Origin of the sequence: Agrobacterium tumefaciens (assembly GCA_025559845.1) — a bacterium.
Classification (GTDB): domain Bacteria; phylum Pseudomonadota; class Alphaproteobacteria; order Rhizobiales; family Rhizobiaceae; genus Agrobacterium.
The window spans coordinates 824,857-849,612 of the sequence record CP048470.1 but is presented as its reverse complement, the minus strand read 5'-3'; the positions used below and the strand labels follow the sequence as shown (position 1 = coordinate 849,612).

General features: G+C 56.7%; 18 protein-coding genes. 8 read left to right on the top strand and 10 right to left on the bottom strand.

Going from position 1 to position 24,756, the window contains the following annotated elements; translation table 11 throughout:
• The first annotated feature begins 1 nt into the window (after position 1).
• On the top strand, positions 2–1,612 hold the full coding sequence (locus FY156_20295; GenBank protein UXS03870.1) for an ABC transporter ATP-binding protein: 1,611 nt from the start codon (positions 2–4) through the stop codon (positions 1,610–1,612).
• A gap of 55 nt (positions 1,613–1,667) precedes the next feature.
• Here the strand turns inward: FY156_20295 and FY156_20290 are convergent, their stop codons facing one another.
• Positions 1,668–2,057: a cupin domain-containing protein gene (locus FY156_20290; protein UXS03869.1), complete on the bottom strand. Its 390-nt coding sequence runs from the start codon at positions 2,055–2,057 to the stop codon at positions 1,668–1,670.
• A 300-nt stretch (positions 2,058–2,357) separates the two neighbouring features.
• Between FY156_20290 and FY156_20285 the strand changes: the two genes are divergently transcribed.
• The 6 genes from FY156_20285 (at position 2,358) to FY156_20260 (ending at position 11,145) form a co-directional block, all read left to right on the top strand.
• Positions 2,358–3,521, top strand: coding sequence for a hypothetical protein (locus tag FY156_20285; GenBank protein UXS05173.1), 1,164 nt, complete (start codon positions 2,358–2,360; stop codon positions 3,519–3,521).
• Positions 3,522–4,150: 629 nt separating this feature from the next.
• Positions 4,151–5,974, top strand: coding sequence for an ABC transporter ATP-binding protein (locus FY156_20280; GenBank protein UXS03868.1), 1,824 nt, complete (start codon positions 4,151–4,153; stop codon positions 5,972–5,974).
• Positions 5,975–6,016: 42 nt separating this feature from the next.
• Positions 6,017–7,552, top strand: coding sequence for an ABC transporter substrate-binding protein (locus FY156_20275; protein ID UXS03867.1), 1,536 nt, complete (start codon positions 6,017–6,019; stop codon positions 7,550–7,552).
• A 75-nt stretch (positions 7,553–7,627) separates the two neighbouring features.
• Positions 7,628–8,551 (top strand): ABC transporter permease, encoded by a 924-nt coding sequence (locus FY156_20270; protein UXS05172.1) that lies wholly within the window; start codon positions 7,628–7,630, stop codon positions 8,549–8,551.
• Positions 8,552–8,557: 6 nt separating this feature from the next.
• Entirely contained in the window at positions 8,558–9,406 is an 849-nt protein-coding gene (locus FY156_20265; protein UXS03866.1) for an ABC transporter permease, read from the top strand.
• Between the two features lie 5 nt (positions 9,407–9,411).
• Entirely contained in the window at positions 9,412–11,145 is a 1,734-nt protein-coding gene (locus tag FY156_20260) for a peptidase M14 (protein UXS03865.1), read from the top strand.
• 134 nt (positions 11,146–11,279) lie between these two features.
• On the opposite strand, the gene FY156_20255 is transcribed toward FY156_20260, so the two are convergent.
• The gene (locus tag FY156_20255) at positions 11,280–12,161 is read right to left on the bottom strand and encodes an MBL fold metallo-hydrolase (protein ID UXS03864.1); all 882 of its coding nucleotides are present in this window, start codon (positions 12,159–12,161) and stop codon (positions 11,280–11,282) included.
• Positions 12,162–12,484: 323 nt separating this feature from the next.
• Between FY156_20255 and FY156_20250 the strand changes: the two genes are divergently transcribed.
• Positions 12,485–13,270: a hypothetical protein gene (locus FY156_20250; GenBank protein UXS03863.1), complete on the top strand. Its 786-nt coding sequence runs from the start codon at positions 12,485–12,487 to the stop codon at positions 13,268–13,270.
• Positions 13,271–13,489: 219 nt separating this feature from the next.
• On the opposite strand, the gene FY156_20245 is transcribed toward FY156_20250, so the two are convergent.
• The 8 genes from FY156_20245 to FY156_20210 form a co-directional block, all read right to left on the bottom strand.
• Positions 13,490–14,485: a spore coat U domain-containing protein gene (locus FY156_20245; protein ID UXS05171.1), complete on the bottom strand. Its 996-nt coding sequence runs from the start codon at positions 14,483–14,485 to the stop codon at positions 13,490–13,492.
• 2 nt (positions 14,486–14,487) lie between these two features.
• The gene (locus FY156_20240; GenBank protein UXS03862.1) at positions 14,488–16,920 is read right to left on the bottom strand and encodes a fimbrial biogenesis outer membrane usher protein; all 2,433 of its coding nucleotides are present in this window, start codon (positions 16,918–16,920) and stop codon (positions 14,488–14,490) included.
• The gene (locus tag FY156_20235) at positions 16,892–17,608 is read right to left on the bottom strand and encodes a molecular chaperone (protein ID UXS03861.1); all 717 of its coding nucleotides are present in this window, start codon (positions 17,606–17,608) and stop codon (positions 16,892–16,894) included. The genes FY156_20240 and FY156_20235 overlap by 29 nt, the downstream gene beginning before the upstream one ends.
• A gap of 21 nt (positions 17,609–17,629) precedes the next feature.
• Complete coding sequence (locus tag FY156_20230; GenBank protein UXS03860.1) at positions 17,630–18,130, bottom strand: spore coat U domain-containing protein; 501 nt, start codon at positions 18,128–18,130, stop codon at positions 17,630–17,632.
• A gap of 234 nt (positions 18,131–18,364) precedes the next feature.
• A complete protein-coding gene (fhuB, locus tag FY156_20225) occupies positions 18,365–20,344 on the bottom strand; it encodes a Fe(3+)-hydroxamate ABC transporter permease FhuB (protein ID UXS03859.1) in 1,980 nt (659 codons plus the stop codon).
• Positions 20,341–21,165: an ABC transporter substrate-binding protein gene (locus FY156_20220; GenBank protein UXS05170.1), complete on the bottom strand. Its 825-nt coding sequence runs from the start codon at positions 21,163–21,165 to the stop codon at positions 20,341–20,343. Before FY156_20220 ends, fhuB begins: the two co-directional genes overlap by 4 nt.
• A 61-nt stretch (positions 21,166–21,226) precedes the next feature.
• Positions 21,227–23,644, bottom strand: a complete 2,418-nt coding sequence (locus FY156_20215; GenBank protein UXS05169.1) for a TonB-dependent siderophore receptor — start codon at positions 23,642–23,644, stop codon at positions 21,227–21,229.
• A 149-nt stretch (positions 23,645–23,793) separates the two neighbouring features.
• Positions 23,794–24,735 carry a FecR family protein gene (locus FY156_20210; GenBank protein UXS03858.1) on the bottom strand — a complete coding sequence of 314 codons (942 nt, stop codon included), beginning with the start codon at positions 24,733–24,735 and terminating at the stop codon, positions 23,794–23,796.
• Positions 24,736–24,756: the final 21 nt, after the last annotated feature.

The window sequence follows — 24,756 nt, the reverse complement described above, 5'->3', positions numbered from 1 at the left end:
CATGAATACACCATCTGAAACCATTCTCACCGTTCGTGATCTCAAAGTCGATTTTACCACGCCTGATGGCACGGTGAGTGCCGTGAAAGGCATCGATCTTGACGTCAGAGCGGGTGAAACACTAGCCGTTGTCGGAGAATCCGGCTCGGGCAAAAGCCAGACAATGATGGGTATCATGGGTCTGCTTGCATCGAACGGCATCATCAAGGGGTCGGCAAAATACCGTGGACGTGAGCTCATCGGCCTGCCGGTCAATGAATTGAATGACATCCGCGGGGCGAAAATCACCATGATTTTCCAGGAGCCCATGACGTCGCTTGATCCTCTTTACAGGATCGGCGCGCAAATCGCCGAGCCTATCATTCACCATCGGGGCGGCAGCAAAAAGCAGGCGCGTGCACGCGTGCTCGAGCTCCTGAAGCTTGTGGGGATTCCCGAACCGGAACGGCGTATCGACAGCTATCCGCACGAGCTTTCCGGTGGGCAGCGCCAGCGTGTCATGATTGCCATGGCGCTCGCCAACGAACCGGATATTCTGATTGCGGATGAGCCGACTACGGCACTCGACGTGACGATCCAGGCACAAATCCTCGATCTTCTGAAGTCGTTGCAGCAACGTTTTGGCATGGCCGTGGTCTTGATCACACATGATCTTGGAGTTGTTCGCCATTTCGCCAACCGCGTCGCCGTCATGCGCCGTGGCGAGATCGTGGAAACCGGTACGACGGAAGATATCTTTGAACGGCCGGAGGCTGACTATACCAGGATGCTTCTCGATGCAGAGCCGAGCGGGCACAAAGCGGCGGTCGGTGAAGGCTCGCCCGTCGTTCTTTCCGGACAGAATGTGACGGTTGATTATGCAATCCCGGGCGGCTTCCTGTCGAAGGCAAGCGTTTTCCGGGCCGTGGACGGCGTCAATGTCAACCTTCGCCAGGGACAAACCATCGGCATCGTCGGTGAATCGGGATCGGGCAAGTCAACGCTCGGTCGCGCGCTTTTGCGTCTTGCGCCGGCAAAGGGCCGTATTTTCTTCGGCAAAACGGAAATCACTGGTCTTGAGAGAAAGGCGATGCGGCCGTTGCGGCGGCGGCTACAGCTCGTGTTCCAGGACCCCTATGGTTCTCTTTCACCAAGACAGACGGTCGGGGAGATCATCACCGAGGGTCTGTTTGTGCACGAGCAGCAGCTCAGCCGTGCTGAGCGGGACAAGCGGGCAATTGAAGCATTGCAGGAAGTTGGCCTCGATCCTGCCGCCCGCAACCGCTATCCCCACGAGTTTTCAGGCGGGCAACGCCAACGTATCGCCATTGCCCGCGCGATCATCCTCAAACCGGATGTCGTCATTCTCGATGAGCCGACATCTGCCCTGGACCGGTCCGTGCAGGGGCAGGTGATCGACCTTCTGCGTGATTTGCAGAAGACACACAGCCTCTCCTATATATTCATCAGCCATGACCTCTCCGTCATCAAGGCCATTTCGGACTATGTGATCGTCATGAGGAACGGCAAAATCGTGGAAGAGGGTGAAACGGACGCGATCTTTAACAGGCCTGCGGCTGAGTATACAAAAACGCTCATCAAATCCGCCTTTACCGCGGAGGTCGCAGCATAGAGTAGGGCCCGGATGTGCCGGTCATGTCTATGGCGCTCAAAAAAATGAGCGTCATTTACTCAAGATCGGTCTGTATCCAGCGGGGCGAATGATGAATGTCGATCGTTTGGAGCCGCCCTGGACCGAGGTTCACAAACCGGTGCGGAATTCCCGCAGGCCCAAGAACAACCTCGCCCGCACCGGCCTCAAGCACTTGGTCGCCGACGAAGAACCGTGCGCGTCCGGCAACAATAACGAAGGTCTCATCATAGGGATGGACGTGAAGACGCGGCCCATCCCCTGGTGTATCGTTACGATATGCAAGGATAGTGGTTGATGCCCCTATTGTTTCTCCTGAAAGAGAGCCGCGCCAGGGGCCTTCATTTTCAATGGAGAAAAGCTTGCCCTTGACCGGAGGACGCCCGTCCGGCCTGATTGTATCAGGATCAAAGTCCCTGCGTGCCATAGTCTTTCTCCTCCTCTATTTCTCCCCATCCGAGTTTCACCAGTTTTGAATGCGTTACAATCATGATTCCGACATGATTGCGGAGATGCTGGAGCACTCCTGCCAATCGAGTCTTTCGGATCCACTTCCCACGTGAATATTCAGTATAGGCCCAAAGCCAGCGGCGATGACCTTCACGTCCGGACGCCAGTCCCAGCGTCTTCCCGCCATTTCCCTGATGAACTGATCGCCCTTCAACGAAGCACGTTCGAGTATTTCTGGTCCGGGAGCCATCCGGAGAGCGGTTTGCCGAGGGATAGGCTGCAGTCCAATGGCGAGCCGGTCTTCGAGATTGCCTCTGTTGGCGGTGTCGGGTTCGCATTCCTCGCGCTCGTGGTCGGCGCGCACAATTCCTGGATCAACCGTCGTGAAGCGCTCGAACGGGCAAGTCTGATGTTGGTCTCACTCGGGAGAGTGCGCCGTTTTCATGGGGCATTTCCGCACTTTGTGCATGCACAGACTGGCAAGGTCATCCCATTTGCGAAGTATGATGACGGCGGAGACCTGGTTGAGACCGCGTTGCTGATCCAGGGACTGATCTGCGCTCGCGAGTATTTCTCTGAGGCGACAGACGCCGAGTGCCGGTTGCGTGCCGCCATCGATAAGATTGTCCAGGGCGTCGAATGGGACTGGTACACGAAGGGACAAAAAGGGCCCTTGTGGTGGCACTGGAGTCCACGGCATGCGTGGACTGTGAACCTGCCGATCGTCGGGTGGAACGAGGCCCTGATCTGCTACGTGCTTGCCGCCGGTTCTGCAAAGCATGCCATTGATGCCGAAAGCTACCATTCTGGCTGGGCGCGTAACGGCGCAATCGCCAATGGCAATGAGTATATGGGGGTCAGACTGCCGCTCGGTGAACCCTTTGGCGGACCACTATTCCTGTCGCAATATTCCTTTTGCACGCTTGACCCACGAGATCTCAGTGATCCCTATTGCGACGACTACAGCGAGCAGGTGCAGGCGCATACGTTGATCAACTACATGCATTGCCGCAAACATTACGCCGAGAAAGACGGATGGGGGCTTTCGGCATGTGATGGTCCAAAAGGGTATTCAGTCAATTCCCCAACCAGCGACAGCGGTGTAATCGCCCCTACGGCCGCTTTGTCGAGCATGCCGTTCCTGCCAGTCCAGGCATCCGAGGCCGCCCGGCATTTCATGGCATGGAATAGTGGCGGGCTTGTTGGACGTTTTGGCCTGATGGACTCTTTCGAACCTTCGAGCGGATGGGTTTCGAAAACACATCTTGCCATCGATCAGGGGCCGGTCGTTGCCATGATGGAAAACCATCGCAGTGGTCTGTTGTGGAAGTTGTTCATGAACGCGCCGGAAGTTCGCCTCGGGCTGAAGAGGCTCGGCTTTCAGACGAAAGCGGTTGGAGCGCGCGCCGGGCGGCCCATTTTTTCGTCTTCTCTTGCCTGATCGCGATCGAGGTGTAACGAGCGCCCGCGTCCGGCGTCGGTAACGGCGAATTATTGATCGGAAAACGGATGTCTTGCGGCTAGCGTCCGCCCCGCCTGACGCTCAGTGACCAAGTCTTGATCATATCCTTTGCTCGTGCCACAGGCGTAGAGGATAACAGCTCCCACGGCTAGCTCGTGGCTTTGACGGATATGCCCTTGTGCCGTGCATATATGCATTTTCGTCTTCGAGAGTTCGCTCAGACTCTTTCCCTACAGTCACCAAGGTTCAAACGATTAAAGCCCTTCTGGCGCTAAGTCATGGGTTTTGCTGAACTATTAAGCAATTGCCTTATTGTACGGCGATATTGAAATATTGTTCAACACTATGGACAGGATTGTTCTCGTTTGTTACTTGCTATGAAAAAAACGGGGTGGAGGTGTGAGCGAGATGAATAGCGACGGGTGTAGCAACAGACGCAATCAATATGGCGTTCTTGCTATGGATGTCTGTTTTGCTGTTTCCCGCATTGTGTGCCCCTCCAGTTCCAGCATGGGAACTCTGACCGGTAACGCCGCCCGCAGGCGTTTGACGGTGAGAAAATGTGGCGCCCCTCCAATGACCGAATATTTCAAGCCGGAGACAAGAGCATGACCGAGACCGACCACAGCACCCCGCTTCTTTCGGTCGAGGATCTGAGTGTGGAGTTCGGTGAAAGCCGCGTTGTTGATGGCCTGTCGTTTACGGTCGAGTCCGGCAAGACGACGGCGGTCGTCGGTGAGTCCGGCTCTGGCAAATCGGTGACATCGCTTTCCACCATGCGCTTGGCCGATATGATGGGCGCGAAATTTGCTTCTGGCCGTATCATGTTTGACGGCAAGGATCTGCTGAAAGCCTCGCAGAAGGAGATGCGCTCGATCCGAGGCAAGGAGATCGCCATGATCTTCCAGGAGCCGATGACGTCGCTCAACCCTGTCTTCACGATTGGCGATCAGCTCTGCGAAGTGCTGATGCTGCACGAGAAGCTGAGCAAGTCTGCTGCCCTGGCGGAAGCTCAGCGACTGCTCGACATGGTCCGCCTGCCAGACAGTTCTGCTCTTCTGCACCGTTTTCCACATCAGCTTTCCGGAGGGATGCGCCAACGTGTGATGATCGCCATGGCACTTGCCTGCCGGCCAAAGCTCCTGATCGCCGACGAACCGACGACGGCGCTGGATGTCACCATTCAGGCGCAGATCCTCAACATCATGCGCGATCTGCAGAGGAAGCTTGGCATGGGCATGGTGTTCATCACCCATGATATGGGTGTGGTCGCAGAAATGGCCGACAATGTCGTCGTCATGTGGAAAGGCAAAAAAGTCGAAGAAGGTCCGGTTAGAGAAATCTTCGCGAACCCGCAGCATCCCTACACCCGTGCGCTTCTTTCTGCTGTTCCGCGTCTCGGCAGCATGACTGGTGAAGAATTTCCCAAGCGCATGCCGTTGACCGTACTCCAGGATGGCGAGCCGGTCGTTGTCGGCGAAGAGCGCGTGCAGAACACCGCAAAATATGACGACAAGCCGCTGCTGTCCGTCCGCGACCTGTTTGTCCGTTTTGACGTCCGCAAGAACCTGTTCGGCAAGGCGACACACCGTTGCAGCGCCGTACAGAAGGTGAGTTTCGACATTCATGCCGGCGAAACACTGGCTCTGGTTGGTGAATCAGGTTCCGGAAAATCGACGATTGGTCGGACAATTCAGCAACTGCAAGCCTTGGTTTCCGGCGAGATATCCTTCAATGGCCGGAGCTTCTCGGCCATGTCCGCAGCAGAGCGGTTCCGCATGCGCCAGGAAGTCCAATATATCTTCCAGGACCCTTTCGCTTCGCTTGATCCGCGCAAGACCGTCGGCTTCTCGATTGCCGAGCCGATCAATACTCACGGCCTTATCAATGATCCGAAGGCAGTGCGCCGTCGTGTTGATGAGTTGCTGGAGCGGGTGGGCCTTGGTTCGGAGCACGCCTCGCGTTATCCGCACGAGTTTTCCGGTGGTCAGCGCCAGCGTGTCTGTATCGCCCGCGCGCTTGCGTCCGATCCAAAACTGATTATTGCCGACGAGGCGCTGTCAGCGCTCGATGTCTCCATTCAGGCGCAGATTATCAATCTGTTCATGGATCTGCAGGCCGAACGCGGCCTGGCCTACCTCTTCATCAGCCATGACATGGCGGTGGTGGAAAAGATGAGCCATCGCGTTGCTGTTCTCTATCTCGGCCAGATCATGGAAATGGGCAGCCGCCAGCAGGTATTTGAGACGCCCACCCATGATTATACCCGTCGGCTCCTGTCGGCCGTACCGGTTGCCGATCCAACCATCGAGCGCCAGGGCGCGATCATGGAGGGTGAAATACCCAACCCCGTTCGCCGTGTCGGCGACGAACCGGCCATTCTCGCCCATGAGGAAATCAATCCGGGCCACTTCATCGCGAAGAGTGCCTGAACAACCGCGAAAAATCGCAACCATCTGAAGAGGAACAGGTAGATGATAACAATCAAGAAGGGGATGACGGCAACGCTCGTCGCGCTTGCCCTGGCCGGAACAGCTTTGACGGCTGCACCAGCCCTTGCCGCCGGCAAAATGACCATTTCAAGCCCGCAGGACCCGGGTAGCTGGGATCCGATCGATACCTTCCTCGTGCAGTGGGCTGCCGTTGCGACCAACATCTTCGATGGCCTGACCTATCGCGGTCCCGATCTCAAGCTTCAGCCTGGCCTTGCTCAATCCTGGGAAGAGCTCGACGAAGGCAAGCGTATCCGTTTCAAACTGCGCCAGAACGTCAAGTTCCACAATGGCGAGCCCTTTAACGCGGCTGCCGTCAAGTTTACCTTTGAACGCCTGCTTGGCGACGAAGGTGCAAAGGGTCCACAGCGCTCCAACTACGTTGCGATCGAGAGCATCGATATCATCGATGACTATACCGTCGATATGAAGCTGAAGGCGCCGGACCCGGTCCTGCTCACCAAACTCGCCGGTTACGGTGCGATGATCGTCCCGCCGAAGTACATTCAGGAAAAGGGTGAAGACAACTTCAACCTCAACCCTGTCGGCACGGGCGCCTTCAAGTTCGTTTCCTATGCGCCGAAGAACAATATCAAGCTCGAAGCCAACCCGGAATATTGGGGCGGTGCGCCAAAGCTTTCCGAGCTGGAATATCGCTTTATCACCGAGCCCGCGACCGCTGTTGCCGAACTGCAGGCAGGCCGCGTTGATCTCGTGATCCCGCCGACCATTCCGATCGGCATGATCCCGGTTATCGAAGGCGATGGCAAGCTCGAGATCGTCAGCGTTCCCGGCCCGACGGTTGATGCTCTTCGCTTCAACACGCGTGACGGCATCACCGCCGACCCGAAGGTCCGCAAGGCGATCATCATGGCTGTCGATCGTGGCACGATCGTCAAGTCGATCCTTGCCGGCCAGGCTTCGGAGATCGCCAGCTTCCAGAGCGCGCTTTCCTTCGGATACGACGCCGATCTCAAACCGCTTCCTTATGACCCGGAAGGTGCAAAGAAGCTTCTGGCTGAAGCTGGCGTGAAGGCGGGAGCCGCGCTGCAGATCGATATTCGCGGCAATGATGCAACGATGAATGAAGTGGCGCAGGTAATTTCCAGCTACCTGTCGATGGTCGGCATTACGGCAACGATCAAGCCTTATGAGACCAACGTTCTCCTCAACGACATCATTCCGCAGGGCAAGACCGGCGCAATGTTCCAGCAGAAGTGGGGCGGCTGGACCTTCGACTACGACAACACGGCCTACTCGATGTACCATTCGGGTGAGAAGTGGAACCCCTACGACAAGGACGAAACGCTGGACAAACTGCTGGAATCGCAGCGCCCGCTGACAGACCGTGCAGAGCGCGAAAAAATCCTCAAGCAGGTTGGCTCCTATACAGCCGAACGTGCATTGGAACTGCCGCTTTACAACACCAATGCGATTTACGGCATCAACAAGCGGGTCACGGGTTTTGTCGCACCGCCCGACAACCGCCTGAAGCTCACCGACGTTACCGTCGAATAATCAGTTGATCTTTTGACAAGTCGCCTTGCCCGTGATCAAGCGGGCAAGGCCGGATTTCTCTCCAAGGTAAAGAACGTGGCCGGTTTCCTCATCAAGCGATTGCTGCAGGCGATTTTCGTCGTCATTGCCATCACCCTACTCGTTTCCTTCGCCATCCGCCTGACGGGCGATCCCGCAGTCACCATGTTCCAGGGCGGCGGAGCCATGACGGAAGACGATCTGGCGCGCATTCGTGCAGCGCTTGGGACCGATCGGCCATTTTTCGAGCAATATTTCAGTTTCCTCAAAGGTCTGGTGACACTGGATTTCGGGCGTAGTTTCACCGGCAGTACACCGGTGTCACGGCTGATTGCGGATGCCTTGCCTGCGACCCTGCTCCTGGCCCTCATTTCGATGGCCGTTTCGATTGCATTGTCGATCCCGCTCGGTATCAAGGCCGCGACTTCACGTGGCAAGGCTGCCGATCAGGTGATCCGCATCTTCTCGCTGGTTGGGCTCTCCTTCCCCAACTTCTGGCTGGCCACGATGCTGGTTCTGCTCTTTTCCATTACGCTTGGCTGGTTGCCGCCAAGCGGCATGGGTGGTTTTGCAAGCTATGTCATGCCGGCTGTGACCATGGGTGTCATTCTGACAGCGACCAATGTTCGTCTGGTGCGTACAGCCATGCTCGACACGCTTCGTTCGCAATACGTCATGGTGGCGCGCGCCAAAGGGCTCAGCGAGACCAAGGTTCTATACAAGCACGCATTGCGCAACTGCGCCATTCCGCTGATTACCTATTTCGGTCTGCAGTTCGGTGGCCTTCTCGGCGGCATCGTTGTCATTGAACGTGTTTTCAACTGGCCGGGCCTCGGTACGCTCGCCTTTGATGCGGTTGGCGCACGCGATTACCCAGTACTGCAGGCGGTCATCACCGTCCTGTCACTGATGATTGTCGGCATCAACCTTCTGGTCGATATCGCCTACGGGCTGGTCGATCCGCGTATCCGCACGGAGTAATTGACAATGGCTGCCAGAACCTCCCGCCTTTCGCGCTTTGCCAATCTTGAATTTATCCTCGGTGCGTCCTTGACCACCGTCATCTGCCTTGCCGTCGTGTTCTCCGACGTCCTTTTTCCTGGCGGTGCTGACAAGATCGATCTGATGGCGCGCCTTGCCAAGCCTTTTGCAAATGCCGCTCACCCCTTCGGTACCGATCCACTCGGGCGCGATGTTCTTGCCCGTGTTGTGGCAGGTGGAAAGATCTCGCTGCTTGTCGGATTTACCTCCGTTATCGGTGCCGTTATTTTCGGTGTCGCTGTCGGACTGGTCGCCGGCTATTACCGCGGCTTCTGGGACATGCTGGTCATGCGCTTTGCGGATATCCAGCTTGCCATGCCGTTCATTCTGCTCGCGATCACCTTCATTGCGATTGTGGGCGGCAGCCTGACCAACACGATCATCTTGCTGATCGTGTCGCAATGGGTGCAGTACGCCCGTCTGGTGCGGGGATCTGTGCTGACACTGCGTGAACGGGAGTTCATTCTGTCTGCCCGCGCTATCGGTGTCAGGGACTGGCGCATCATCCTTCAGCATCTGTTGCCCAATCTCATTGGTCCCGTCATTGTTCTCATGACGCTGAACGTCGCCAACAATATTCTCCTTGAAAGCAGCCTTACCTTCCTTGGTCTTGGTGTCGATCCGACAATCCCAAGCTGGGGCGGAATGCTGGCCGATGGCCGTACCTATCTGCAGACGGCATGGTGGGTCAGCGTTTTCCCGGGGCTTGCGATCCTTCTGACCGTGCTTGGCCTTAACCTTCTTGGGGACTGGCTCCGCGACAGCCTTGATCCAACCGGCAGAACCTCGAGGTAAAAGTGATGAAAAAGATTTTCGAACAGTCCTTCGATCGCAGCCTCGATGAACTCGTCGCTCGCGCTGTCCCTAGCCAATCATTCGAGGCATGGACCTTCGATGATACGGCGAGCCGTCGCGCAGCGGAGAGTGAGTTGAAGGCCAAGGGCGTGAAGGCGCGCATCCACAGTGCTTACAAGCCGCTTCTCTTCACCTTTATCGAAGACATTGATCTCGAAGGTGTAACCGCAATCGAAGTGTTCTACCCGGTGCATCAGAATGCGCCTGCCAACCGGTTCCGGCTTGAAGCCTATCCACTGGCAGCCATGGTGGGCACCGCAAGGATCGAGTTCATCGCCCGCGCCGATGGTGCCTTCCATTATGACGTCGTCCTCAAGCGTGGCGAGCATGAAGAAAAAATGACCGTGCTCGCGCCAAACCGCGTGCACACTGATGTCGTCGGCGAAACCAATCTGTCACCGACGGGCTGGTACCGGGCTGAAGGCGACAAGGCAGGTGAGCGGCTGGAGACGGACTACGAGCGGCTTTTTGAAGCTGCTATCGGCGCTGTCACCAACCATGACTGGGGCACGCACGAACCCTATTTCGAAGAGTTGAACATCCGCGTTTCGCATCCGGCTGGTGATCTGCCCCTTCCTGTCGGCGACGAGGTTGTCAGCCTGCGCGAGGCACTGCACGAGGATTTCTATTTCTCGCTTCTCGAGTTTTTCCAGAAGAAGTCCGGCAGGCCGCTTGGCGACCGGGGACTGAAGCCGGGGCAGATTGTGCCAGAGATTGTCAGGAGTGAGGGCGAGATTTCTGTTGCGATCGAGACCCGTGCGCTCAGCACTGGCTTCCTTGATGGTAAGGAGCAGGGGATCGACAACGCCGCTGAGCCGGTTGCGGCCGCCCAGATTGCGAAGTTGCTCGATGACGTTGGTGGCGAGGCGTTTGTCGCCGTTTCACGTTCCGGCCGGGCGGTGAACGCCCGCTACATGAAAGGCACCGATGCAGCCGTCATGATCAGCGGTGGCCAGCATCCAAATGAAACGACCGGCATTGTTGGCGCGATCCGTGCAGCCCTGAAACTTCGGCAACAGAACGGCGCGCATTTCACCATCTCGCCGCTTGAAAACCCGGATGGTTATGCACTCCATCAGCGGCTTCGCGTCGACAACCCGCGGCACATGCACCATGCCGCTCGCTACACAGCGCTCGGTGATGACCTTGAGTACCGCACCGAGGAAAATTCAGGTCAGCATCTGAACGAGAAGGCAATCCGGTTCAAGGCACAGGATCTCAGCGGAGCTGACGTGCATGTGAACCTGCATGGTTATCCATCGCATGAGTGGACACGTCCACTGTCGGGTTACGTGCCGCGCAATTTCGCGATGTGGACATTGCCAAAAGGCTTTTTCCTGGTCATGCGTCATCACGCGGGCTGGACAGAGCAGGCAGAAGCGATGCTCTATCATGTGACACGTCACCTTGGCGCCATTCCGGGAATTCTCGATTACAACAACCGGCAAATCGCACTTTACGAAGCGCATGCCGGCGAAACGGGTTTCCGCATCATCAATGGCTTCCCGTGCCTATCAACGGTTGATGACAGGCACACTGTGCCCCTGACGTTGATCACTGAGTATCCGGATGAAACCATCTACGGCGATGATTTCATCATCGGCCATACGGCGCAGATGGAGACCGTGATCTCTGCTTACGAGGCTTGGCAGATCATCAGGGCGAAGGCGATCGCTTAGAGATCGACGGCAATGGCGGAGCAATTCCAGCTCCGCCTGTGCAAGCCGTAGCATCGGTTCAGACCTTACCTTCCTTGCTTCGCCGTAAGCTGTCTAGAAAAGACTTTTGGCCGAAAACGGCGCCGTTGGCTGCCTCATGTCCGAGGTTCGAAACAGCCAAGCGGGATCTTTAGATAAGAACGCCCGTTTTCTTCCGGTTCTGGCAACCGTCCGCCGCGAAGGTTCACCTGCAGGGCTGCGAGCATTAGTTGTGGCAACGGAAGTGTTGCGTCGCGTGCTTCCCGGACCTTCACAAATTCGTCCTCGGTTGGCAGGCCGGCGAAATGCTTGTTGCCGACAATCTGGTCCTCAACGGTGGTTTCGCAAAGCGCTTCGCGCCCATCAGGTGCATAATCGTGGCCGACGAAAAGTCGGGTTTTGGGCGGAAGGTCGAGGATACGCCTGATGCTGCGATAAAGGTCACGGGCATTCCCCCCTGGAAAATCTGCCCTGCTCGAACCGCTGTCGGGCATCATCAGCGTGTCGTGAACGAAAGCCGCATCGCCGGCCACGTAGGTTATCGACGCCATCGTGTGACCGGGTGAGAAGAAAACGGTCACAGGGATGTTGCCGACCATGAAGGTCTCACCGTCCGCGAATAACCGATCCCAGTCGGAGCCGTCAGCGGAGATTGCCTCGCCCAGATTATAGATGTTGCGCCAGAGCACCTGAACTTTTTTGACGTGTTCGCCGATTGCCGTGGGTGCTGCGAGCTTTCCTTTCAGATACTGCGCCGCCGAGAAGTGGTCTGCATGCGGATGAGTGTCGAGTATCCAGACGACCTCGATCCCGCTTTCTGAGATGTAATCGAGGATCTCGTCGGCACGCACTGTGTTCGTGGCTGCCGCTGCCGCATCATAACCAAGGACAGGATCGATGACCGCACCCTTCATGGTGGCCGGATCGTGAAACACATATTGCCAGCTTCCGGTCGGCTTGTCCCAGAAGGCTTTCACGACTGGCGCGACAATGCTCATGCAAATCTCCTGTCTATCCTGCGGCGTCAAAACGCCCGGTCGGTCATATGTTGCAAAAGGGCTACGGAAGCATTGCTTCGATGTCAGACGTGATTGTTCTTTGGACTTATGGGATTTGTACACGGCTTCGTCGATGCGTAAAGCCATGCGATTTGGATCTGCTGATCGAGGGGTGCTTTCAAGAAATGCTGCCGAGGCTAAGACTGGTAAAACTCTGTCATCTGACAGAGTTCTTGGTGAGCGCGGTGATGATCATTTTTTGATGTGACTTCAGTCCAGCCCACGTGGCATTGCGGTATCGATGATTGTTGGAGGCTCGATAAGTGAGATTGAAATACGCGCTGTTGGCAGCTTCTTTGACAACCTGCTTTCTCGGATACGGTCCAGCCCGTGCAACGACCCCTGAGCACGATCCATGCGAGATTCATCGTTACAACGGAATGGACTTCGTTGTTTGTGCAGCTAGGCCCGGATCGACAAATTTGAAACTGGCGTGGGCTGATAAGGAGGGGAAACCCTATCGGAGCTTTTCGAACCTTCGTCGCGCAATGACCGCTGAAGGAAAGCAGATCCGCTTTGCAATGAATGCAGGCATGTTTGATGAACAGTACAGGCCGGTCGGGCTCTATGTTGAAGACGGATCTGAGCGGAACGCGATTAACACCGGGACATCGGATAAGCAGCCTGCTCCGAACTTCTTCAAAAAGCCAAATGGTGTGTTTTATCTCTCATCCGGAGGAGCAGGTATCCTTCCGACGAAGGAGTTCCGGGCCGCGGCGCCGAACGTTGATTTTGCTACCCAGTCCGGTCCCATGCTGGTCACAAACAATGAGATAAATCCTATTTTCATAAAGGGCTCATCGGACAGGACGCGCAGAAGTGGGGTAGGGCTTTGCGCCGACGACATGCTTATTTTTGTTGCGAGCGAGAAGAGCATCAACTTCTACGATTTCGCGACAGTGTTTCGAGACACGCTTAGGTGCGAAGATGCACTTTTCCTCGATGGTGGCGATGGAGTTGGTTTCTTCAGTCCGACGTTGAAGCGAAATGATTGGTCATGGCACGGCGGTTATGGGCCCATGATCGTGCTACTTGCAGAAGATCCATAGTTCTCAGCGGTAACGTCTCGCGACGCTCAGCAGGTCTCCAAACCGGATGTCGGGCTTAGAGCGCTCCCAATTTGCTGTGGTGTCTCACCATAACCACCGGTCAAGTGATCTGCACGGAGACGGGAACCGACATCTCACGGAGGCGGATGTTCCTGCTTCAACTGTTGCGGACGTATCCTTGCGCACCTTGTCATTGTTCAGTGAGTGCGCATTGCTTAGTCAGTAGCTGACCGTCACGACCACCGTATCGGCATAGTTTCCCGGGGCCGGGGTATTCTGTGCCGGGACGCGGCCGTAAACAGTCAGGCTTTGCGCGCTACCTGTTCCAGTCCCCGACGCTATCTGTCCGGCCGCGCTTCCCCAGACATTGGTGCGTCCAGCATCGCGATAGAGACCGTAGGTGATTGACGCTCCACCAAGGACCATCTGACGCGAAGCCGGAGGGCTGTTACTCAGCCCACCATTGAGGGCGACGGTGTAGGCAAGGTTGGCCGTGCAGGTCAGAGTTATCGCTCCTGTCGTATCGACAGCGCTGTTGAGGACACCATGACTGCCGAAATTGATGTTCTGTGCCGAGACGAGGCATGCGGGCTGTACCGCTGCTGTTACATTGAATGGGACCTGCGTCGGATTTTGCGTGATGTCGGCGCAGCTTGGAGCGATCAAGGTGTATGAAGCGTATGTGAAATTTGTCTGGGCTCCGGCAAAACTGGATAGATAAATGCCTCGCGTCGCAGCAGCCTGAGATGCGTTTATTCTGCCGTAGACCGTACGGCTGGTGCTGTTGAACAGAAGCGGTAACGCGAGATCGATTGGTGGCGGTGCGCCAAGCGCCGTTTGCGAGACCGATCCCCAGGATGTCGTGCGCCCAGCGTTCTGGTAAAGCTGATAATTCAGGGTGTTTGTTCCCTGCAGCATGCGCCTGATGCCACCCGATTGGCCGCCGCTTCCAGCGTTGATATTCGGGCAGATGCGGACAGATAGCGCAAGCGAGAGAGGGTTTGAACAGGTCACGCTTAGCGTCGCGGTGCTGTCAACTGCAGTCCCCGGCGCTAGATTGACGAACCCGAAGTTCATATCAGACATGCTGAAACTGCAGCTTTGTGCTAGTGCCGGGGAGGAGAAGAGACAAGCAGTGAGGGCAAGCCCTGCCCAAGAGAGGTAGCTTTTGCCGAAGATCAAAGACGATTTAACCGGGGTATTTGGTCCGCGCATTGTCATTGAGCGCTCCTGCATACGGCATCGAGGGTTGTTCGTTGATCGGCGGAAGCGCTGGCTATGACCTCTGCTTCGCAATTCCCCTTCGTGGGTTGCGAAATAAGAAGACGGTTCTTTTCTGCAATATTCTCGAGATAGGCCTGTCCATCGTAGCCAACCACGAAGTCATGCTTGCCATCGACCGTGCCGGTGGATCCGGTTTCAATAAAGTCACCGTTTTCGTTTTTCAGGGTGACCAGAGCGACGCGGCCTCCGGTTTCGACCTTGAAGTCGACAACCGCCCCGCCGCCTTGGGCGGGAACAACGGTCTGCTTGGTCCGGTCGATCCTGGCATCAAGAGGAAGGTTGCCGGGATCGAGCGTGATCGTGTTGGCGTCATAGGACCTGAGGTTGGGAAGCAGTATCTTACCCCGCCGGTTTGTCTGTCCGATCGGGCGGTTTTCAAGTGAAATCTCGACGCCCGGTGCACCCGCATCCACGACAGCAAAGGCATCGTCGATCCGGTTTCCAACGAACACATCACCGCCCGCAATTGCGATCGATCCATCCACCTGCGCGTAGGCTTGCGTGCTGCCATTGAACTGATCAACGCCGGCCGCGACACGCGCAATGCTTCCACGATAGCTGCCGGATGCGGAGATGATTTCACTGCTTCCTCTCGAACCACGCAAACGCCAGCCGTAGCTTCCTTCGGTCTGCTGTTCTGATTTCGCCAGATCAGCTGTCACAGAGTAACCGTCGTCATCGGATGACAACCCGACCGAGCTTGAAACCCCGTTGCCGAATGTCCACGAAAGCCCGGCAAAGATGCCATAGGAACCTTTGTCCTCAAGGTCCTTATAGGCGGTGACGAAAATGTTGCCGCTCTCGCCGAACGAACGGGTTGCTGAAACTCCGAGCAACCGGGACTTTCGTTCGTCGAAGGTCTCAAGTTGCGTGTAGGAGAAATTCAGGCTGGTCTTGTCGAAGCCGAGTTGGGTTGAAACGGAGACCTGATCGAGGGCACGAGGCGCCCTTGCACTGATCGAACCCCATTTGCTTTTCGACATGTCGGCAGAAACGGATGCGATATCGTGGTAGTCGCCAAACGTCCTCTGTGTCCTGGCGGCAAACTGGACGCCAAGCAATTCGGCTTCGACACTTGCTGCGAGTAGGTGGCCGCTCTGCGTTCCAAACTGGCTGGTCGCGCCGGAGACGGTCCCCAGTCCTGACGTGCCGAGCGTGAAAACGCCACCCAGACCGACGTTGTAGAAGTCTTCGCCACCCTCGGCATGGGCTTCGAGGGTGAGCTTATCCGAAAGCCCGTAGCGAACAGTTGCAGACCCAAGCAATCTTTCATCATAGTCGAACGATGAGGTTCCGTAGTCATTGCGTGCAAAACCCAGCTCTGCGGAAAAATCGATCAGTCCCTTTGCGAGTAGGTCAGCCGAAGCAAAAAACGGCGTTTCCGATATGGTCTCGCGACCGAGAGCATCGCGGACAACCAGGCGTGCATTGCCGGCACCACTCACGACGGGGAGATTGGTGATGGAGAACGGGCCTTCCGGAACGTCCTGCGATATGCGCCGGATATTATCGACATAGACGTCTACGGTGGAGGGTACGGCCGCAGAGCCAGAAAATTCCGGCATTGGCATAGTGACCATGTCTGGCCGCAGGTCGAAGTTCCGGCGTATCTGTATCCCGCCAAGTCGCGCCGGTCGTGTCCACACTAGTCCGCCAGTGATCAGGTCACCTGCGCGATAGGTTGTCAGGGTCTTCTGATCTGAATAGGTCCAGCTCGTGTCGAGGCGTCTTGTATCGAACTGATCGAGCCTCGATGTGCTCAGCACCTGAGAGGAAGACAGGACGCCAAGCGGACCGAACATCCGACCTTCCAGAAGGGCTGACACACCATTGAATTCCGCAAGGTCGGACCAGTCGGTGCCTCCGGATGATCCATAGATCGTGTAGTTCATCAGGCCCCCCCAATTGCGCACGGCCTCGCTCTCTGGCTCTTCATCGTCTTGTGGTGCGGGTTTCGCCGACGCATCGATGACCTTGTCGGCCCGAGCCGTCACAGACACCGTGAAATAGATCGACTGGGTGCTTTCGTCGTAACGCGCGGTGACATCCGGAAGCTTCGAGATATCGATCCAGCCGTCCTCAGCCTTCGCGCTCTCAACCGGTGTGATGCCGACGTTCTTCAACTGAACCGGTTCGATGAAAAGTGAGCCGGTGCCGTTTTGACGAAATGTGGCGATCAGTTCTGTCGAGACGTCGTTAATATAAACCTCGAGCTGCAGTGGTATTGCCCCTTCTGCGGATAAAGAGGCTGGTGGTGCCGCAGGAGGTGAATCCTGCGCCACGGCAAAACCGCTCGATGAAATGATCGTTAAACCTGCAATCGTCAAAACGGCAAGGCTAACCGCCGTTGAGGCGCGCCGTCGCATTGACGGGGCCGCCTTCACTGTCAGCCGAGACCTTTAGCGTGCCTCCGCCTCTTTTCACGACTGCTGGAATGAGCCAGCTTGCCCCCGATTTTCCAAGGACATAACCGACCAGTCCTTGCTGCTGCGCCACTGCCTGGCCATTGCCGCCGAGAAGCTTGAGATTGGCGATACGCAGTCGCTTCAGACCCTTGTTGGAGACTGTTACCTGATAACCGTTTGCTTTCGGTGTGACGGTCCAGACAGGCTCTGCGTCAGAGGCGGATGCATTCGAGAAGAAGACAGGTATGGAGTGGCGGACGACAAGGTTGACCGTGCCGGATGGAGCCTTGGTCTGAACCGGCAATTCATCCACCATGATGCGGTAACTCTCTTCAGCCTTTATGGGGGCTTTGGAGAGCCGAACGATCCGCACGAGGTTTTCAGCGCCTGGCTTCAATTGTGTCATTGGTGGACTGGCGACAACATCTTCTGCCGCCGTCAGGACGTCGCTGCCGTTCTGCTGGGTCCAGCGGAATATTCTGACCTGCACGTTGATCGGAATTTTTGCATCATTCCAGATGCGAAGACTACTGGAGGCCGCTGGTGCCCTCAGATCGAGAATGACGGGTGAAACCCGTAGAGACGTTGCGTGTGAAGGTGAAACAGACAGTCCGGCAATGAACGCAGCCGCTAAGGTACAAATACGCATGCGCGATCCTCCCTCTGGCGATCAATAGGTGAGTGTGGCCCTCACGGTGTCGGTGTAGACGCCCGGTACGGGTGTCGTCTGGGCAGTTACTCGCCCGTAAACGGTAAAGGTCTGGGCAGCACCCGTTCCCGTTCCCGTCTGTCTGTCCAACCCGACTGTATCTCCCCACACCTGGGAGTGGCCGGTATCCTGGAAAAGGGAATAGGAAATGGTTGCTCCGCTTGTTCCCGTCATCAGTCGGTTGGCTACAGTGGCGCCGCTCCCGGCCCCCGCGCTCAGGCCAAGTGTATAGGGCGTCGTTGATGTGCATTGAACGACGATCTGGCTTGTCGCATCCACGTTTCCGGCAATGAAGCCGCTGTTGCCGAAGTTGAGCAACCCGGCAGAGTTGATCTGGCACGCCGCCTGAATGGTAATCTGGACGGTAAAGTCTGACGTCGTGGAAACTTGCGCAGTGCTTGATGCTGGCACCAACATTAACGCTGCAAGCGTTGCGATGGCCCCTGATATCGCGAACTTCATACTCTTCCCCCCGTGCTGTCACACCGCTGGTTTGCCGACGATGCGAAACAACCGATCACTCGAATAGCGAGTAATAAGAATATGCTAATACTCGTATCGATTGGGTTAATGAAATCTTAACGCGGCGAACCGAAAACTACAGGGCGAAATGCAGTATGCGAAACAACCAATTGGCCACTGCGTCAAAACACGAGATTGACCGCTTGCGCGAGATCCAACGGCAGACCCCGCTCATCAAGCTCTGGACGAAGCTTTACCTCGTGAGCTGATCACAAAAAGGAAATATGGCCCCCCAATGAATGCGGCGATTACACCTGCCGGGATTTCGTAGGGGAAGTCGGCAGCGCGCCCAAACCAGTCGGCACAAATCATGATCGCTGCACCGGTTACACCAGCAGTCAGAAGCGTGCGCATCTGACTGCGCGCACCAGTCATGCGCGCCAAATGAGGTGCCATCATCCCGACGAAACTCAACGGGCCGACGATCATTGTTGCGATGCCGGTCAGAAAGGCAGCAAACACTAACAGAAGGAGACGTGACCGAGACGGGTTCACACCAAGTGAGCGCGCCGTACTATCGCCGAGCGGCAATATCTCTAATGCGCGGCGAAAGAGCGGCGATAGCGAAAGACCGATCAACAAGAGGGCGGTTGCAATGATCGCGACGATGCTGGTGGCACGGAATGTCGGGCCCATCGTCCAGGCCAGTATGTAGCTGGCGCGTGGATCACCGCTCGCGACGATCAGCGAGATCAGCGCGGTTGCCAGAGCACTTATCGCAATGCCAGAAAGCAGAACCGGCCCTGGCGCGTAGCTTTTGCCTCTTGCGACGATCAGCACGATCGTAAAGGCGACCATAGCGCCTGCCACTCCTCCGGCAAGAGGAAGCAAGGGTGAGGCCATGCCGCCAGCGAAGAATGCAAGGATGATCCCCAATCCAGCTCCGCCACTGACACCAAGCCCTTCGGGACTGGCGATGGGGTTGCGGGTCATGGCTTGGGTAACTGCGCCGGCTATGCCCAGCATGGCGCCAGCGCTGGCCGAAGTCAGGACACGCGGCCATCGGCCTGCAAAAAGGACCGATGGCTCGACGTTTCCTGTGAAAAAACGCTCCGTCAGGGAAAACGCTGTGAGCAGCGCAAGAATAGCCACAGAGACGACAACCACGAGCAGAGCAGACTTGCCCCGCAAAGCCGGCGCAAGGTCGTTGTGATACGACTGGTCAACCGTATGTGGAACGTATTTGACAAGCAGTAACATCAGGACAGCGCCTGTGATTGCAGTGATCGTACCCGTTGGCACCTCACCGATGGCCGGAGCCGCAACCAGCACAAGGCTGTCCGCGAGCATGAGAAGGGCTGCGCCGAGCAGTGTACCCCAGACAAGTCTTTGCCGCAGCGTACGGGCGCCGGATAGTCGGACGATGTTGGTCGCCGCAAGGCCGATAAAGGCGATCACTCCGACACGTGCGACAACGCAAGCTGACAACACGGTGGCAAGGAATAAAACAGCAATACGAAGACTGGAGGGGGATAGTCCGAGCCCGCGTGCCTGTGTCTCGTTAAGGCCTATGATCTCCAACGGCCGAGAGAACAACAGCAGTGCAGGGATCAGAATAACAAGTCGTGACGCTAGTGCTTGTGCGTTGGTGTAGTCATTCTGAATGAGCGAACCGCTGCCCCAGATGAAGACACCTCGTAGGTACTCGTGATGGAAAAGTGCCAGGATAACGGACGCCGAACCTGCAGAGAAGCTGATCACCATACCGCAGAGCAGAAGTGTCATAGGCGAGAAGTCAGATCTCTTTGCCAGTCCCGCGACGATGAAAACTGCCGCAATTCCGCCGGCAAGCCCCGCGATCTCCCGGTCGTGAGCGTTCACTGTGGCGACGGAAAGAGACAGGAGCGTAATAGCGAGCTGCGCGCCAGATAGGATGCCGAGCGTGGATGGTTCTGCCAAAGGGTTACGCAGGATCTGCTGAAATATCGTACCTGCAAAAGCGAGCGCGCCGCCGGCCAATATCGCGACCACGATGCGGGGCAGCAAGGAGAAACGAACATAGATCTGATCGAAGGATGCCGGATCGGGTTGCATCAGCATGTGTGGCACATCCGGGAGCGAAACACGGCCCGTAATTGCGGAAGCGTAAAGCGCTATGGCAATAACGGCGGTAACGACAAAAAGGCGCGACGGTGTGACGAGACGTAAAATCATGAAAACCCAAGGCCTTGGCGAAGTACCTCTGCAAAGCGCATCGCGGATGGAAAGGCCCCGAAGACCCAGGTTGGTGGTATCATGCAAACCCGTCCTTCCCGGACCATTGGCAAAGCCTGCCAGAGTGAGCTTTGCAGGAAGGAGCTGGGTGGTGCCGGTTCGATAATGACGAGCCTGGCGTCCGGGAAGCGGGCGATTGCGTCGAGCCCGGCGGTTGCAAAACCCCAATTGTTGGTCGAACCATCCCAGGCGTTGGCAATTCCCATCCGTTTCAGGACATCGTCGAACAGGCCTCCGGCGCCATAAACATCAATGAGCCTGTCGTCGGTGAACTTGATGATGAGGAGGGGATGCCCGTCATAGGTCGTGAAGTCTCGCGCTATGGCGTCTAACCGACTATTGGACCTGTCGAGGTAGCGATCTGCGACATCGCTCTTTCCCATGCGGGAAGCGATTTCTTTGAGCGCATTTTCCGCGGCCTGGAGCGGTTGTCTTGCCGAACTGTAAAGCGGAAGTGCCAGCGTCGGAGCGATCTCATTGAGACGATCTGCAGAAATGCCGTATCCTGCTTGGGAAAGGATCAGATCAGGCTTGAGGGCTCGCAGAAGTTCCATGTTCGGCCAAGACCTCAAACCAAGGTCGATCGTGCCGTCTGGCAGAGTAGGGGTCACAACTCGATCTTGATAGAGCGGTGCTTCTGCAACGGCGAGCGGTTTGATGCCAAGAGCAAGAAGGCTTTCGGCCCAACCCCAGTCCAGGACTGCGACCCTCGGAGGCTCTGATCCTGCGTTTGCCAATGTCGGGAGAAACACGCAGCTCAACGCGGCGGCAAATTTCCGCCGCGTCAGCCGATTCTTTACGTCGGGCAGGGAAACCATCGAGCTACCAGCTGTACTTGAGCGTCGCATAAACGCTCCGACCTTCTCCCCAGTAGCACCCGGTTGCTGCGATGCAGGTCGAGACATATTTCTTGTCAAAAATATTGCTGACGTTGAGCGAGGCCTTCAGCCCTTCAAGCTTGGGATTGGCTTTGCCAAAGTCGTAGCGGACAGCCGCATCGAAAACCGTGTAGGACGGGACATCAAACTGGTTGGCGTTATCGCCGAAGGTTTGCCCCGTATATCGCGCGCCGCCACCGAAGCTCAGACCATCCCATGCATCGGACGATTGCACCGCGTAGTCGAGCCACAGGGATGCCTGTTGGCGCGGGACAAAAGCAAATCGATTTCCCTCATTGCTGATGCCTGCGGCGTTAGGGTTGGCTTTGGTGATTTCGCTGTCCGTATAGGCATAGGATGCGAGCACGGAGAATGCGTCGGTGATCTCTGCTTTCCCTTCCAGCTCGATACCGCGCATTCTGACCTGGCCGGTCTGGACACTGAAGCTCCTGTTTATGGGGTCAGGAGAAAGAACATTGTCCTGCGTGAGATCATAGGCCGAGAGGGTGATGAAGCTGTTGCTGCCATTCGGCTGATATTTAACGCCGACTTCGAACTGTTCGCCAGTGGTCGGGTTGAAAGCATTGCCGAGGCGGTCCGTACCACTCGCGGGATTGAACGAGGTGGAGTAGCCCGCATAAGGGGAGATGCCGTTGTCGAAATTGTAGACTAGGCCGGCACGCCAGGTAAAGCGGCCGTCGCGTTGGTCAACCTCACGATCGGACGTGCTCGTGCGGGTTCTTGTGTCGGTATTAGCCCAGTCGTAACGACCACCAAGCGAGAAGACGAAATTATCCCACTCGACCTGATCCTGGGCATAGAGACCGACCTGACTGCGGTCCTGGTCGATCCGCGTTGCCGTCGGCGGTCTTTTGATCGTTGTTACGCCGTAGACAGGATTTATGCCGTTGAACGGCGTCAAAATGGGTGACAGCGAGGATTCTTCGTAGCGGCTGCTCTCATAGGAATAGTCGAGACCGAAGAGTGCTGTATGTGCCAAATCTCCCGTCGAGAAATGGCCAACCGCCTGATTGTCGATCGTTACGCCTCTGGCGCTTTCAGGAAATGCCCATGCGTAGCGATAAAAGGCCGTTGGATTGCACGCCCCAGGGCAATAGGGCTGAACGCGCTGGCTATCCGTGCTGATATAGGAATAGCGGAGATTTTGACGCACGGTCCAGGTGTCGCTGAATTCGTGCTCGAACTCATAACCTATAGCCGCCTGGTCGCTGGTGTAGTGATCGTATCCTGGTTCGCCGGGAAAGGCGCTGCGCGGCAATTCCGGATAGTTGCTGGTATAAAGCGTTCCGTTTGCAGGAAGCGCAGGCGCGCCGCCGCCTCCGGGAGAATCGATCCGCTGGTAGCTGCCGTACACGGTCAACGATGTTGCCTCATCCGGTTTGACCGTGAAAGAAGGTGCGATATAGCCCTTCTTTTCGCGCACGAAATCATATTGTGTGTCGGTCAGGCGACCGAGACCTACGATGCGGTAAAGGAAACTGTCATCGCCGTTGACCGAGCCACCAAGGTCGAATGCCGTCTGGAAGCGGCTATCTGAACCGAACTGCATCTCCACCTCATTTGGGGCAGTTGCACTCGGGCGCTTCGACACCATGTTGATCAGGCCGCCTGGCTCGCCCTGACCATAAAGCACCGACGATGGACCTTTAAGCACTTCGGCACGCTCCAGGCTGAATGGCTCGACACGCGGCTGGGCATATCCACGCGATCCGAATGGAAGGCGCAGGCCATCCAGATATCGTCCCGGCCGGAAGCCGCGGATCGTGAACCAGTCATAACGGGCGTCGTCACCGTACTGGCTTATGACACCAGGCGTGTAGCGTAGTGCCTGCGTCAGCGTCGCAGATCCCTGCGCGGCCATCTGGTCCTTCGTAACGACGTTCACCGCCTGAGGTGTTTCTTTCAGCGATGAATCGGTCTTCGTTCCCGTCGCGCTCTGCGTCGCGACAAATCCTTCGACCGGACCGCGTGCCCGCTCTCCCTGCAGCGTAATTGGCTGGAGCGTCGTCGTTCCATCCGCTCCAACTGTCGCAGAGGCGGCCTTCGGATTGACAAGCAACACCGTCGTTGGCGTGGTGAAGCGGTAGGTCAGGCCGGTACCAGCCAGGAGGCTCGACAATGCGTCTTCTGCCGTGGCATTTCCACGTAGACCTTTTGTCCGCAAGTTGGGAGGAAGAGGGCCGTCAAAGCCCACATCGATGCCAGTCGCCGATGAAAAGCGCACCAGCGCGGACGAAAGAGTTTGGCCGGAGATGGCGAACTCGTAGCTTTTTGCGTCTTGTGCAGTCGCGATAGATGAAATCGCAACCGGCGTAAAACTGACGCACGCAGCCAGCAAGATCCTGCGAAACAGCCGAACTTGATTGGCTCCGACCTGACTTTTCCTAGTCACTTGTTTTGCCCCCTGCAAACACTTGGCCCGACTATTTTCGGGCGTTTCATCAAGGGGACGTACGAGCCTGGGAAAAACCTCGGTCGATTTTGAACTTTTTATTTCGGATAGATCAAGGTCAGCAAAGGCGAGTAGCTGGCAATGCGAATTGGCAGGCCATTCTCAAGATTATCCAATATCGAGCCTGCCCGACGCACGTCGACGATGATGCTGACAGGCCGGCGTGCAAGGGCGTTATCCATGACAATCATCTTGCCACGCCGCCAATTGGAGAGAGTGGCGACGATATCCTCGAATGGCGTCGAGATGAAAACGAGTTTGCCGTCACGCCATGAAAGCTGGGTCTCGACATCTGCAGATTGAGGCAGGGACAGGCGATCATTTGCGAACACGACCGACTGGCCCTCGTGGACATCCTGTTCCTGGTCGGGCGCCGATACTCGGACTGAATGTTCAACCACAGAAACGGTGACACCATTTTCACGCATGGCGACGGAGAATTTCGTTCCAAGCGCGGTGCTGTTCAAAACGCCGGAACTGACGACGAAGGGTCTGCCTGGATCTGGGGCAACGGTAAAAAATCCCTCTCCTTGGTGCAAAATGATGTGTCGCCCATCCGCAGTGAAATTGACTGAGATGGCACTCGCAGTCGACAGTTCAACGACCGAGCCGTCTGGAAGCGCATAACGGGCAGTCTCCCCGACACCTGTGCGATAGTCCGCGTCTGCCTGGAGGTAGGCGCGAGTCCCCAACCCAGCTCCTGCCAATATTAACAGTGCTCCTCCCGACTTGAGGACCGTTCTGCGCGTCAGGGACGATGTGGGCGAGATCTCAGGGAGCGCCGAAGCGCCGAGCCACAAGCGCTCAAGTTCCGCATATGCCTTCGCATGGGAAGGGCTCTGTTCAAGCCAGGCTCGGAAATTGGCGCGATCGGTAGGGCTGGCACCATCATCAAGCAACAAGGCAAACCACTCGGCCGCCTGGCGCGCGATGTCCGGCTGGTCGTCAGGACAGTGTTCCCGTAGAGAATGGTTCTGCATTGCGGCCTCTCTTGTCACCGT